The following is a 14,422-nucleotide window of genomic DNA, read 5'->3' on the forward strand; positions in this document are numbered from 1 at the left end:
AAAGGAACAAATTCTAAACAAAAATCATCTATAGAACAAAAAATTTGAGTAATTTTAATAGCAGAAATCATAAGCGAAATATTTAGTTATAAAATTGAATTTCAATACTTTAATTTACTAATTATTTTGCTTTTTTCTTGTAAATAAATCAACTTTTTTATGTCGAACTCACGTTAATTTATTAAATACAATGCTAGTATATTTAAAATAAAATATACGGTAATTGATGTTGCTCCAACATAATCCTTTGCTATTCTTTGGCCAATTAAAAGCATTAAAAATACTATTGAAGAAATTTCAAAAGCAATTTTTAAAATATAAGTATTGGAATCTAAAATTAGATTTATAACTCCAAAAATTAATAATCCTAGTGTAATTATTTCAAAAACAATAATTAAACCTACCCAAAAATTAATGCTACTTTTTAAAACTGTTTTTTTAAAATGATTCGCGTAAAAAATGGTGGTATTTTTCCAATCTAAAATCTTTTCGAAAGCTGAAAAAAAGAAGGTAATAATTAAAAAGAATGAGATTAAAATTACAGCAATATTTTGTTGAATAGCTTCCATTTTATACTTCTTTACTGTGTAAAAGTCGCGTAAGTTTTATTGATAGATCTAGCAAAATTATTTTAGCATTTCCATTTCGTTCTATATGATAAATAGCATCGTTCAGTTCGTTATTAATTTCTAAAATATTTCCACTGTGAACAAAAGGAGCAAAGTTCTCCAATTTAAAACTAGTTGTTTTTGGTTGAATAAACACTAAAGATTCTGCATTATAATTTAACAATAACGCTTGTCTAAAAAATTGTAAGCAGTAATTCAAAAAACGTTTTTGTGTTTCTCTTCCTGTTTTTGAAATTGTTTCACTCCATTCAATCAAATGTTGAATCACAGTTGCGTTACCTTTTGCTTTAAAAGCTGCTCTAACCCAAGTAATAAACCATTGTTCAAACTGTTCATCGGCATTATTGTTATGTAATAAATGCAGTGCTTTATTAAAACTACCATCAGCTTGCTGTGCTATTTGCTTTGCAATGGGTAAATCGGTACCCTCTCTTTCAACCAAACCTTTTGTAATATCTTCTTCTGATAGTAAAGGAAAATTTAAAACCTGACAACGCGATTTTATGGTTGAAATAATTTGATCTTCACGTATGGCAACTAAAATAAAAACTGTTTTTTCAGGTGGTTCTTCAATTAATTTTAATAATTTATTTGCTGCCGAAGGATGCATTTTTTCGGCCATCCAAATAATCATTACTTTATAACCACCTTCATACGACTTTAATTTTAAAGCTTTTACAATTTCTTCAGCTTCATCTACTCCAATTTGGCCTTGCTTATTTTCAATTCCTATTGATTGTAGCCATTCAAATAAATTTCCGTAAGGATTGGAAAGTATAAAATTTCTCCATTCTTCTAAAAACAGATTACTTACAGGGTGGCTTTTTATCTTGTCGTTTGTTGCTACAGGAAAAGCAAAATGTAAATCGGGATGCATTAATTTAGAGCATTTTAACTCACAGGCAGATTTATCTTTGTTCGAAGAACACAAAATGTATTGTGCGTAAGCAATAGCTGTTGGTAAAGTACCGCTGCCTTCATCACCAACAAATAATTGCGCATGAGAAATCCTTCCATTATCGGTAGATTTCATTAAATGATTCTTTAAATGCTCTTGTCCTAAAATTTTTGAAAAATCCATCAAAGCGAAAGTAAAACTTTTTAAGCAAATCTGTTGTTTTTACTTTATTTTTTTAATTTCAAAATAGCGTGAAATCGGTTTCGTAAAAAACCGTAATCCCTTAAATTATTTAAGTATTATAAGTTATATTTGTAGTATAAAATTCTTTTAAAATGAAAACTATACAGAACATAAATTTTAAAAACAAAAGGGCGTTAATTAGAGTTGATTTTAATGTGCCTTTAGATGAAAATTTTAATGTAACAGATGCTACAAGAATTGAAGCTGCTAAACCAACCATTATTAAAATTTTGGAAGATGGTGGAGCGGTTGTATTAATGTCTCATTTAGGAAGACCAAAAGGTGTAGAAGAAAAATACTCTTTAAAACATATTGTTGATAAAGTTTCAGAAATTATAGGTGTAGATGTTAAATTTGTTGATGATTGCATAGGTGAAAAGGTTGAAAAAGCTGCTTCTAATTTAAAAATGGGAGAAGTTTTATTGTTGGAAAATCTTCGTTTTTATGCTGAAGAAACTAAAGGAGATGAAGTTTTCTCAGAAAAACTTTCCAAGTTGGGAGATGTATATGTAAACGATGCTTTTGGCACAGCACATAGAGCTCACGCTTCTACAACAATTGTTGCCAAATTCTTTCCTGAAAACAAGTGTTTTGGAAATTTACTGGCGCAAGAAATTATCAGTATTAAAAAAGTATTGGAAGATAGTGAAAAACCTGTTTTGGCAATTTTAGGAGGTGCTAAAGTATCTTCAAAAATTACGATTATTGAAAATATTTTAGATAAAGTAGATCATTTAATTATTGGTGGCGGAATGAGTTTTACATTTATCAAGGCTCAAGGAGGTAAAATAGGGAATTCTATTTGTGAAGATGATAAACAAGAACTAGCTCTTGAAATTTTAGAAAAAGCGAAAGCAAAAGGAGTACAAGTTCATATTCCGGTTGATGTTGTTGCAGCCGATGCTTTTAGTAACAATGCAAATACACAAATTTGTGATATTGATAAAATTCCTGATGGTTGGGAAGGTGTTGATGCAGGGCCAAAATCAATTGAAATGTTTGACAAAATTGTAATGGAATCTAAAACCATTCTTTGGAACGGACCTGTAGGAGTTTTTGAAATGGAAAAATTTGCAAAAGGAACCATTGCTTTAGGTAACTCAATTGCAGCAGCAACTAAAAAAGGCACATTCTCTTTAGTTGGAGGAGGAGACTCAGTTGCAGCAGTAAAACAATTTGGTTTTGAACATAAAGTAAGTTATGTATCTACCGGAGGTGGAGCAATGTTAGAAAGTTTAGAAGGAAAAACATTACCAGGTATTGAAGCAATTTTGAAATAAAATTTCTTAAATAATTATAACTAACACAAATTAAAACGCTTTTGAATTTTCAAAAGCGTTTTTTTCTTAATTCAGAATTGATTTAATTACATTGAATTTTAGATTTCCGAATCTAGCTAATTATATGTTAAATAAGTAGAAGTTGAGTCAATATGAATTTGGTTCAGGTTCTTATATAAAAAAAACAATTATTTGTGATTCTGAAATAACACTTCAACTCTATTTCGACTTCGCTCAATAACCTTTCAAAATGACGATTTTCAACGCTTTTATAATAGCCTCTTTTGCTTCATACTACAAAGCGTATAAAGTATAAATTTGTTACATTTGAAACTTTTAACTTTCGTTCTAAATAAAGATGAAATACACAATCCTACCTAACACCTCAATAAAAGTGAGTAAAATTTGTTTGGGAACTATGACTTTTGGTGAACAAAACACTGAAATTGAAGCGCACAAACAATTAAATTATGCAGTTGAAAAAGGAATTAATTTTATTGATACTGCCGAAATGTATTCAGTACCGGGCAGAGCAGAAACACAAGGAAGTACCGAGAAGTTTATTGGAAGTTGGTTAAAAGATCAAAAACGAGAAAATTTAATAGCAGCTTCAAAAATAGCAGGTCCAAATCCTGTATTTAAGCATATAAGAGAAAATTTAGGCTTTACAAATGAAGCAATTGATGATGCTATAGAAAAAAGTTTAAAACGCTTACAAACTGATTATATAGACTTGTATCAGTTACATTGGCCGGATAGAAATACCAATTTTTTTGGGAAAAGAAATTACAAACATCAAAATGATGAAGCTTGGAGTGATAATTTTCATCAGGTCATAGAAAAATTAAACAGTCTTGTAAAACAAGGTAAAATTCGCCATTATGGTGTTTCAAATGAAACTCCTTGGGGTTTAATGAGACATTTATCAGAAAGCGAAAAAAATAAGTTTACACGTTGCAAAACTATTCAAAATCCATATTCGTTATTAAACAGAATTTTTGAAATTGGTTTGGCTGAAGTTGCCATGCGTGAAAATGTTGGTTTGTTAGCATATTCTCCGTTAGGTTTTGGAAGGTTGTCCGGTAAATATTTGAACGGAACTAAACCTAAAAAATCACGTTTAACCTTGTTTCCAAAAATGGCTCGTTATAATAGTGAGCAATCCTTATTTTTAACTCAAAAATATGCTGAATTAGCTCAAGAACTAAATTTGAGTTTAACTCAGTTGGCATTGGCTTTTGTAAATCAACAACCCTTTGTTACTTCAACTATTATTGGGGCAACAAAGATGGAGCAATTAAAAGAAAATATAGAAAGTATCCACGTGGAACTTTCTGAAGAAATTTTACAAAAAATTGATAAAATTCAAAATTTACAACCAAATCCAGCACCATAAAAGAATATATAAAGTAAATTTGTTTATTATGAAAACATCAAAATACAACACTTTATTTATAGTACTTTTTTCGTTTGTTTTACTTTCAATAAACGCACAAGAAAGCAATCTTATTGATAAAAATGCCACAAAGGAAACAAAAGCACTATTCAATAATTTAAAAGAACTATCTAAAAAGCACATCTTATTTGGGCATCAACATGCAACAGAATATGGACACGGTTGGGTTGGTGACCAAGGAAGATCTGATGTAAAATCGGTTGTAGGGAGTCACCCGGCAGTTATCGGAGTTGATTTTAGCGGTTTTTCAGGAAATCATTTGTCAAGAGCACAGATAGAAGCCAATAAAGAACATTTACGTAAAAATGTAGTTGATACGTATAACAGAGGTGGAGTTACAACTATTTCATGGCACTTTCACAATCCGGTCTCAGAAGGAGCTTTTTATTGGAACGATTCCATTTCATTGCCAGCCGTAAAATACATTATTCCGGGTGGCGAAGCACATCAAAAATACAAAGAAATTTTAGATGATATTGCCAATTGGGCACACAGTATAAAAGGAAAAAACGGAGAGTTGGTGCCGGTTATTTTTCGTCCATATCACGAGTTTGACGGTGGTTGGTTTTGGTGGGGCGCACCTCATTGCACTGTTGATGAATTTAAAACATTATGGAAATTTACCGTTTCGTATTTAAGAGATGAAAAAAACGTACATAATTTTATTTATGCCTTTTCACCCGATGTTAAATTTAATACCGAAGCACAATTTTTAGAAAGATATCCTGGAGATGAATGGGCAGACATGGTTGGTGTTGATAATTATGGCAATTTCGGGCGCGATAACTACGATTTGGAAACCGGCTTTAAAAAGCTCAAAATAGTATCAGATTATGCAAAAAAAGCAGGGAAATTAGCAGCGTTTACCGAAACAGGTTTAGAATCAATCCCAAACCCAACTTGGTGGACAGATACGCTTTTAAAAGTGCTGAAAAGAGACGGTTTACAGTTAGCGTATGTGTTAGTTTGGCGTAACGATATAAACAGCCCAACCCATTATTACGCACCTTTCCCAGGGCAAATAAGCGCACCAAATTTCATCGAATTTTATAACAATCCGTTTACACTTTTTGAGAAAGATTTAAAAGATATTTATAAAAAATAAACATAAAATTTCAATTTTTTGGGCGTTACCCTTCGGGTCAGGCTGTCATTACTCGCTTTTTTTAGTTGATAAAAACAACTAAAAAAGAGCTCAAACAAGCCATTCCATCCTTAACGCGCTTAAATTGTTATGCTGATTTCTATGATAAACCCGAATTATTTTGATCTGTTTAATTAACCGAACACACGTTATTTAATATCCCAATTTATTTCTAACACGTTTTAAAACATCCACAGCAATTATACGAGCTTTTTCGGCTCCTAGTTCTAAGGCTTTGTCTATTTCATTCAGGTTGTTTATGTAGTAATTGTAACGTGCTCTTTCTTCTGAAAATTTATTAACCAACAGTTCGTAAAAAGCTTGTTTAGCATTTCCGTAACCGTAGTTTCCTGCTAAGTAATTGGTACGCATTTCTTCAACTTGTTCTGCAGAAGCAACTAATTTATACAACGCAAATAAATTACAAGTATCCGGATTTTTTGGATCTTCAAGTGGTGTTGAATTTGTCTGAATTTTCATAATTTGTTTGCGTAATTGCTTATCAGGTAAAAACAAATTAATAATATTTCCTTGAGATTTACTCATTTTTCCACCATCAGTACCCGGAACGTACATAGTATCTTTTTGAACTTTTGCTTCCGGTACAACTAAGGTTTCTCCCATTTGATGGTTGAATCTGCTGGCAACATCACGTGTCATCTCCAAATGTTGTAACTGATCTTTTCCTACAGGCACAATTTCAGCATCATACAATAAAATATCAGCAGCCATCAACATTGGATAGGTAAATAATCCGGCATTCACATCTTCTAACCTATCGGCTTTATCTTTAAAACTATGCGCTAATGTTAAACGTTGGTATGGATAAAAACAGCTTAAATACCAAGAAAGTTCAGTAACTTCAGGAATATCACTTTGGCGGTAAAACACCGTTTTACTAATATCTAAACCAAAGGCAAGCCAGGTTGCGGCAGTACTGTAAGTATTTTGACGTAATTCTTCTCCATTTTTTATTTGAGTTAGCGAATGCATATCTGCAATAAACAAATACGAATCGTTTTTTGGATCGTTTGCCATTTCAATTGCAGGTATAATTGCCCCTAATAAATTACCTAAGTGTGGTGTTCCTGTACTTTGTACTCCTGTTAAAATTCTTGACATTTATTTCAAATTTTTATGTGCACAAAAGTACGTATTTCAATTGCATAAAAAAAGTGGCTGAATGCCGCTTTTATGTATTTTGTAAAAAGTTATTTTTTCTTTAGAAGTCCGGCAATAAATAAAATAACTATAGCACCTATAACTCCTTCAATTAAATCGCCTATAGTTCCTTCTACAATATAGATGCCAAGAGTGCCAAATAACCAGCCACCAACCAAACCACCTATAATACCAAGTACAATATTCATTAAAATACCATAACCTCCGCCTTTCATAATTTTGCCTGCAAGCCATCCGGCAATACCACCAATAACAATTGAGTATAACATAATATAAAAGTTTAATTGTTAATATATTATAAATGTAATTATAAAAATTTAATTAGTTTTAAATTAATTATTCAAAGAAAAAAAATGTTTAAGTAAAAGTTAATCATAATATCTACTAAAAATTTTTACTTTTGAAATCATTTAAAACACTAGTTAAGTGAAAATACTAAAATATATTTTAATCTTTTTTTGGAGAATTTGGTTTTATCTTTTGGTATTTATCACACTTTTGATAGCTACTCCGGTATTAGCTGTAGTTATTTCACACGAACGTTTTTACAAAACCTTTTATAAAATTGCACATGCTTGGGGAAAAACCATTTTGTTAGGAATGGGTTTTAGTTACGAGGTACATAAATTACAGCAAATACAAAAGGATAAAAGCTATATGTTTATAGCAAATCATACTTCAATGATCGATATTATGCTCATGTTGGCTGTTGTTAAAAATCCTTCGGTATTTGTTGGTAAAAAAGAACTCACCAAATTACCTTTATTTGGTTATATTTTTAAAAGAACAAGTATTACGGTTGATAGAAATTGTGTTAGAAGTAGAAAAGAAGTGTATGATGAAGCTCAAAAAAGATTGAATAACGGATTAAGCGTATGTATTTTTCCTGAAGGATTGGTTCCAAGTGATGAAAGTGTAGTGTTAAGTGAATTTAAAAATGGAGCATTTAGGCTGGCAATTGAACACCATATACCAATTGTACCTCTTGTTTTTTACGATTGTAAAAAACGATTTTCTTATACTTTTTTTAGTGGATCACCGGGTAAATTAAGAGTTAAAATACTTGAATTTATCAATACCAATGGGTTAACTTTAAAAGATGTAGCTACTATTAAAAAGAAATCTTTTGGTTTAATTTATAATGAATTGATTTCTTATTTAAAATAATTGTATTCTAGATACTTAAAAAATAAATTTAAGCAGTAAAATTATGAATAAACTAACATTTTACGAACCAACTGAAGAGAAAATGAATGTAATTTCTCATGCAATAGGATTGGTTTTAAGTGTTGCAGCATTGGTATTGTTAGTGGTGTATTCAAGTTTATACGGAACCGCATGGCATATAGTTAGTTTTAGTATTTACGGTGTTAGTTTAATTGTATTATATTCAGCTTCAACATTTTATCACTACTCAAAAAAGCCAAAATTAAGAGCTAGATTAAATATTTTTGATCATGCAGCTATTTATGTTTTAATTGCAGGTACTTACACACCATTTACTTTAGTAGTTTTAAAAGGTTGGGTTGGTTGGACTATTTTTGGAGTTTCTTGGGGAATTGCAATTACCGGAATTATACTAAAACTTTTTTATACAGGAAAATATGATAAAATTTCAACCATTGCATACGTACTTATGGGTTGGTTAATCATCTTTGCCATTAAACCCCTAATAGATAATTTACCTTTTGAGGGTTTATTATGGTTGTTTAGTGGAGGAATTTTTTATACTGTTGGTGCCATTTTATATAGTATTAATAAAATAAAATACAACCATGCCATTTTCCATATTTTTGTATTGTTAGGAAGCTTTTCACATTTTATTGCGGTGTTTTTTTATGTGTTGCCCATAAATAAATAGCTTAATTTAAGCTAAAATTTACAAGTTTCTATTTTATTTTTTTTAGTAACTTCATAGGAAATTTGCTAAACAAATAAAATTTTTTAACATGAAACTTCAATATCTTGTATTTTCCCTATTATTTTCGGTAGTTTTTGTGTCTTGTAAAAAAGAAAATCCGGAAGAAAGAACTAATAATATTTTCAAATTTAGAGACTACATAAATTATACAACTTCTGGTGAAGTATCTGTTGCGGAACCTATCCGAATTGATTTATCAAAAGAGGTTGAATCTTGGGTTTCAAATGAAGAGGTTTCAAATAATTTAGTAAGCATTTCACCAAAAGTTGAAGGGAAATTGTATTCGTTAAACACAAGAAGCCTACTTTTTCAACCGTCTAAAAAATTAGCGCAAAATAAGGAGTATACAGTTACGGTAAATTTAGGTAAAATGTACAACAATGTTCCGTCAGAATTTAAAACGTATACGTTCAAATTTAAAACTATTGAACAAAATTTTATTGTAACAACTACAAATTTTCAATCATACAATAAGGAGTGGCAATATATTGAAGGAAACATCCAAACTGCCGATGTTTTAGAATTAGAAAATGCCAAAACATTGATTTCTGCTACTCAAAAAAATAAAAACCTAATTATTAAATGGGGAAGTACCGATTCAATAAGTAAACGTTTTCAGTTTATAATTGATAGCGTACAGCGTTTTGAAGATGATTCTGAAGTTATTTTAACGTGGTCAGGTAAAAAGATTAATATTGACAATAAAGGAGAATCAACTTTAAAAATACCGGGTAAAAATAATTTTTCCATTCTTGCCATTGATGTTGTTCAATCACCGGAACAGCATTTAAACATTAATTTTTCTGATCCTTTAAAAAAACAGCAAAATTTTGATGGATTAGTAGCCATAAAAAACACGAAGAATTTAAAATTTATTGTTGATGGAAATGTATTAAAAGTATATCCTGACTCTCGTGTTGTGGGTAATGTTCAGGTAGATATTTTTCAGGGTATTAAAAGTAATGACGGGTATAAGTTAAAAACACCTTTTTCTGAAGTTGTTGCTTTTGAACAGTTAAAACCGGCGGTTAGATTATTGTCTAGCGGAGTTATTTTACCAAGTTCAAACGATTTAAAATTTAATTTTGAAGCGGTAAATTTAAAAGCTGTTGATGTTCGTGTTATTAAAATATTTGAAGATAATGTATTGCAATTTTTACAAGAAAATAATTTAGGAAGCGATAATCGTTATAACATCAGAAGAGTTGGAAGAAGAATAGCCAAAAAAACAATTACGCTTATAAATAACGATTTAGAAAATGATGGTAAATGGAAAGCTTATGCCATTGATTTATCTAAAATGATAAAATCGAATCCCGGAGCCATTTATAGAGTTGAGTTAAGTATAAAACAAGATTATTCGTTGTTTAAATGTGATGGATCAGAAACAACTTTAAATGAAGATTTAGAAGAATATTATGAAGAAGATTTTTACTACGACGAACACGAATACACAACAGAAGAGGCGAGTGATTTAGACGAGCGAGAAGAACAATATTGGGATAATTTAATTTATAGTTATAACAATAATTATTACAATTGGAAAGATAGAGAAAACCCTTGTAAAAAAGCTTATTACGACACTAATGAAAGGGTAGTTTCGGCAAATATTTTAGCTTCAAACTTAGGAGTTATAGCTAAAAAAGGTGAAAATCAATCCTATTTCTTTGCTGTAACCAATATCTTAACTACTAATTCTGTTTCCGGTGCCAAAGTAACACTTTACAACTATCAGCAACAAGAAATTGCACAAGCAGTTACAGATAATGAAGGTATTACGGGAGTTGATATTGATAAAAATGCCTATTTCGCAATAGTTTCAGATGGAAAACAAAAAACGTATATAAAGTTAGATGATGGAAATTCGCTATCGCTCAGCAAATTCAACGTTTCAGGAAAAAAATTACAAAAAGGTTTGAAGGGTTTTGTGTATGGTGAACGTGGCGTTTGGAGACCGGGAGATTCTATTCATCTAACGTTTGTTTTAAATGACAATGCAAATCCACTTCCTAAAGAACATCCCATTAAATTAGAAGTTACAGATGCAAGAGGTAAACTTGCTTATAAGCAACTAACAACAAACAATGTAAACGGTTTTTATAAATTTACAATTCCTACTTCAACTACCGATCCTACAGGGAATTGGAATAGTACAATTTCAGTTGGTGGAGCTAAGTTTTACAAGCAATTAAAGGTTGAAACAGTTAAACCGAATCGTTTAAAAATTAAAATTGATTTTGATGAAGAGGTGTTATCCAACAACAAACCCATAAACGGAAAATTAGAAGTAAAATGGTTACACGGTACACCGGCAAAAAATATTAAAACAGAGGTAAATGCCAAATTCACTTCAAATTCAACAGCGTTTAGTAATGAGTTTCCAAATTATATTTTTAGCGACCCTACCAGAGATTTTTCTTCGGAAGAAATAACCATTTTTGACAGTAAATTAGATGCAAATGGAAATGCGACAATTGACAAAAAGGTAAATTTAAAAAATACTGCTCCGGGAATGTTAAAAGTAGCATTTTTAACAAAGGCTTTTGAAAATGGTGGCGATTTTTCTACCGATGTAATAACTAAAAATTATGCTCCTTATGCATCATTTATCGGTTTAAAATTACCAAAACCAAAAACATACAGTTCGTATGATACTGGAGAAAATATAGTGTTTGATGTTGTTACTGTTACTTCTGAAGGAAAACCAATAACGAGAAACGATATAGAAGTTGAAGTTTTTAAAATTGAATGGCGTTGGTGGTGGAGTTCTTCTCCTGATAATTTATCATCGTATAGTGGTAGCAGTTATCATAAACCTTATAAGAAGCTTAAAATAAATACCAAGTCAAACGGAAAAGGAACATTTACATTAAATATTCCTGATAAAGACGGTGGAAGATACTTAATTAGAGTAATTGATAAAAAAAGTGGTCACGCAACAGGAGCTACAACCTATTTTTATAAAGATTGGTGGAAACGTCCAACCGATGATCCGGAAGCTTCAAAAATGTTAGTTTTTTCTTCAGATAAAGATACTTATAATGTGGGAGAAAAAGCGATAGTAACGTTTCCTTCCGGAACAGAAGGCAAGGCATTAATTAGTGTTGAAAATGGGACAGAAGTTCTAAAAACTTTTTGGCAAAAAACACAAAAAGGAGAAACTAAAGTTGAAATTCCTATTACAAAAGAAATGACACCCAATGTGTTTATAAATATTTCATTGCTACAACCTCACGCGTCAACAGCAAACGATTTACCATTGCGTTTGTACGGTGTAATTCCAATTTTGGTTGAAGACTCAACTACACGTTTAGAACCTGTGATTTCAATGCCGAAAGTATTGAAGCCCGAAGAAAAATTTACTGTTAAAGTAAGTGAAAAAAACGGAAAAAGAATGTCGTACACCATTGCAGTTGTAGAAGAAGGCTTGTTAGATTTAACACGTTTTAAAACTCCTGAAATTTGGGATGCATTTTATACAAGAGAAGCTTTAGGAGTGAAAACTTGGGATATTTTTGATGATGTAATTGGTGCTTTTGGAGGAAGTATAGAGCAAGTTTTTGCTATTGGTGGTGATGGAGAAGCTTTGAGTGGGAAAAACAAAAAAGCAAATCGATTTAAGCCTGTTGTTAAATTTTTAGGACCTTTTACTTTAACAAAAGGGGAAGCAGTTTCGCACAGTATCCAGATGCCCAAATATATTGGTTCGGTTAGAACTATGATTATTGCAGCAGATAATGCAAATGATGCTTATGGTAAGACCGATGTTACCACTCCGGTTCGTAAACCATTAATGGTTTTAGCATCGTTACCTCGTAAATTAAGTCCGGGAGAAAAAGTGACACTTCCTGTTACTGTTTTTGCTATGGAAAATAAAGTAAAAAATGTTGAGGTTAGTTTAAAATTATCAGCAGGAATCAAAGTAATAGGTGAAAATTCTAAAAGAATATCATTTTCAAACCCTGATGAAAAAATGGCATATTTTGATTTAGATGTTTCTGATGTAAAAGGTATTGGTAAAATTGAAGTAATAGCTTCAGGGAACGGAGAAAAATCTTCGTATGAAGTTGAAATTGATGTGGTAAATCCAAATCCAATTTCATCAAAAGTTATCGCTGTTGAATTAGAACCAAATTCAACTCAATCTATCGATTTTGAAACATTTGGAATTAAAGGAAGTAATTTTTCGGCAATTGAATTTTCAACCTTGCCACCAATGGATATTTCAGGTAGGCTACAGTATTTAATTCAATATCCTTATGGTTGTGTTGAGCAAGTAACATCGAGTGTTTTTCCTCAGTTATATTTAGATAAAATAGTTGAATTACCATTGCAACAAAAACAAAAAATGATTGCTAATATTAAAGACGCAATTGAAAAATTAGGAGATTTTCAAACATCTAACGGTGGATTGAGTTATTGGATGGGACAAAACTCAGCGAATGATTGGGGAACAAGTTATGCGGGTCATTTTATGATTGAAGCAGAGAAAAAAGGATTTGTTTTACCATTAACATTTATGAGCAATTGGTTGAAATATCAAAAAGAAGCTGCGCATAGTTGGAGGCCAAGTTACAAGCAGTACAATTCAGATTTATCACAAGCGTATCGATTATATACGTTAGCTTTGGCTGGGCATCCGGACTTATCTTCAATGAATAGATTGCGAGAATTTAGAGAACTTTCTAACAATGCAAAATGGCGTTTGGCAGCAGCGTATGCATTGGTAGGGCAAAAAGAAGCTTCCAATAAAATTGCAACTACAGCAAATATTAATTTTGAAAGCACACAAGGCGATTATTATACGTATGGTTCTGTTGATAGAAACCGAGCGATGGCACTAGAAACAATGGTACTTACCGGAAATTCACAATCAAAGGAATTGGCTAAATATATAGCGAAAAGATTATCATCTAATGCTTGGATGAGTGCACAAACTACTGCATATAGCTTATTGAGTATGGCAAAAATGGTTGAAATAAACGGTGGAAAGTCTATCAAACTTCAGTTCACTTTAAATAATGGAAAAGTAGAAAAAGTAGCTTCTGAATTTGCAATTGCACAACGAAAATTAGAAATCAAAGAAGGTCAAAATACCATTTCAATAACAAATAACGACAGTAATTTAGTATTTGTAAATGTATTAAATTCGGGTATTTTGCCTTTGGGTGAAGAAATTATTGAAAAAAGAGGTTTAGGATTAAATGTAACCTATAGAGATTCTGAAGGAAAAACAATTGATGTTTCAAAACTTTCACAAGGAACAGAATTTGAAGCGCAGGTTACAGTAAGTAATTTGAAACAAGAAGAAGTGTATAATATAGCTTTAACCGAACTATTTCCTTCGGGTTGGGAAATTGTAAACACGCGCTTTACAGATTTTGGAAGCACAACTTTAGGAACAGCAACATATACAGACATACGAGATGATCGTGTGAATTTTTATTTCAATTTAAGAAAAAATGAATCTAAAACCTTTAAAGTTTTACTAAATGCATCTTATTTAGGAAAGTATTATTTATATGGCTTACAAGCTGAAGCAATGTATGATAACGACTATTTTACTCGAACAAAAGGACAGTGGATTGAAGTTGTGAAATAGAATAACATCATAACGAGAAGAAAAACGATGAAGTAATCTGTAAATTAATTAACAAATTACTTCATTT

At 31.1% G+C, this 14,422-nt stretch carries 10 protein-coding genes; 6 read left to right on the top strand and 4 right to left on the bottom strand.

Annotation, left to right across the window (positions count from 1 at the left end; genetic code table 11):
- Positions 1–173: 173 nt before the first annotated feature.
- Both HGB55_RS02425 and HGB55_RS02430 read right to left on the bottom strand, forming a co-directional pair.
- Positions 174–569, bottom strand: coding sequence for a DoxX family protein (locus HGB55_RS02425; RefSeq protein ID WP_168814312.1), 396 nt, complete (start codon positions 567–569; stop codon positions 174–176).
- 1 nt (position 570) lies between these two features.
- On the bottom strand, positions 571–1,710 hold the full coding sequence (locus HGB55_RS02430; protein WP_168814314.1) for a DNA polymerase III subunit delta': 1,140 nt from the start codon (positions 1,708–1,710) through the stop codon (positions 571–573).
- 152 nt (positions 1,711–1,862) lie between these two features.
- Here HGB55_RS02430 and pgk point away from each other — a divergent pair, with 152 nt between their 5' ends.
- The 3 genes from pgk (at position 1,863) to HGB55_RS02445 (ending at position 5,611) form a co-directional block, all read left to right on the top strand.
- A complete protein-coding gene (gene pgk / locus HGB55_RS02435) occupies positions 1,863–3,050 on the top strand; it encodes a phosphoglycerate kinase (RefSeq protein ID WP_168814316.1) in 1,188 nt (395 codons plus the stop codon).
- A 358-nt stretch (positions 3,051–3,408) separates the two neighbouring features.
- Entirely contained in the window at positions 3,409–4,446 is a 1,038-nt protein-coding gene (locus HGB55_RS02440; protein WP_168814318.1) for an NADP(H)-dependent aldo-keto reductase, read from the top strand.
- A gap of 28 nt (positions 4,447–4,474) precedes the next feature.
- Positions 4,475–5,611, top strand: a complete 1,137-nt coding sequence (locus tag HGB55_RS02445) for a glycoside hydrolase family 26 protein (RefSeq protein WP_168814320.1) — start codon at positions 4,475–4,477, stop codon at positions 5,609–5,611.
- Between the two features lie 192 nt (positions 5,612–5,803).
- Here the strand turns inward: HGB55_RS02445 and trpS are convergent, their stop codons facing one another.
- Positions 5,804–6,772 carry a tryptophan--tRNA ligase gene (gene trpS / locus HGB55_RS02450; RefSeq protein WP_168814322.1) on the bottom strand — a complete coding sequence of 323 codons (969 nt, stop codon included), beginning with the start codon at positions 6,770–6,772 and terminating at the stop codon, positions 5,804–5,806.
- A gap of 89 nt (positions 6,773–6,861) precedes the next feature.
- Entirely contained in the window at positions 6,862–7,101 is a 240-nt protein-coding gene (locus tag HGB55_RS02455; RefSeq protein WP_168814324.1) for a GlsB/YeaQ/YmgE family stress response membrane protein, read from the bottom strand.
- Positions 7,102–7,258: 157 nt separating this feature from the next.
- On the opposite strand from HGB55_RS02455, the gene HGB55_RS02460 reads away from it, so the two are divergent.
- From HGB55_RS02460 to HGB55_RS02470, 3 genes are all read left to right on the top strand, one after another.
- Positions 7,259–7,999 (top strand): lysophospholipid acyltransferase family protein, encoded by a 741-nt coding sequence (locus HGB55_RS02460; protein WP_168814326.1) that lies wholly within the window; start codon positions 7,259–7,261, stop codon positions 7,997–7,999.
- Between the two features lie 43 nt (positions 8,000–8,042).
- Positions 8,043–8,693, top strand: a complete 651-nt coding sequence (locus tag HGB55_RS02465; protein WP_168814327.1) for a hemolysin III family protein — start codon at positions 8,043–8,045, stop codon at positions 8,691–8,693.
- 88 nt (positions 8,694–8,781) lie between these two features.
- A complete protein-coding gene (locus HGB55_RS02470) occupies positions 8,782–14,355 on the top strand; it encodes an alpha-2-macroglobulin (protein ID WP_168814329.1) in 5,574 nt (1,857 codons plus the stop codon).
- Positions 14,356–14,422: the final 67 nt, after the last annotated feature.

Origin of the sequence: Lutibacter sp. B1 (genome assembly GCF_012524075.1) — a bacterium.
Classification (GTDB): domain Bacteria; phylum Bacteroidota; class Bacteroidia; order Flavobacteriales; family Flavobacteriaceae; genus Lutibacter.

Coding starts and splice junctions, on each gene's coding strand:
- HGB55_RS02425 (WP_168814312.1), bottom strand. CDS start 569: ATGGAAGCTATTCAACAAAATATTGCTGTAATTTTAATCTCATTCTTT.
- HGB55_RS02430 (WP_168814314.1), bottom strand. CDS start 1,710: ATGGATTTTTCAAAAATTTTAGGACAAGAGCATTTAAAGAATCATTTA.
- pgk (WP_168814316.1), top strand. CDS start 1,863: ATGAAAACTATACAGAACATAAATTTTAAAAACAAAAGGGCGTTAATT.
- HGB55_RS02440 (WP_168814318.1), top strand. CDS start 3,409: ATGAAATACACAATCCTACCTAACACCTCAATAAAAGTGAGTAAAATT.
- HGB55_RS02445 (WP_168814320.1), top strand. CDS start 4,475: ATGAAAACATCAAAATACAACACTTTATTTATAGTACTTTTTTCGTTT.
- trpS (WP_168814322.1), bottom strand. CDS start 6,772: ATGTCAAGAATTTTAACAGGAGTACAAAGTACAGGAACACCACACTTA.
- HGB55_RS02455 (WP_168814324.1), bottom strand. CDS start 7,101: ATGTTATACTCAATTGTTATTGGTGGTATTGCCGGATGGCTTGCAGGC.
- HGB55_RS02465 (WP_168814327.1), top strand. CDS start 8,043: ATGAATAAACTAACATTTTACGAACCAACTGAAGAGAAAATGAATGTA.
- HGB55_RS02470 (WP_168814329.1), top strand. CDS start 8,782: ATGAAACTTCAATATCTTGTATTTTCCCTATTATTTTCGGTAGTTTTT.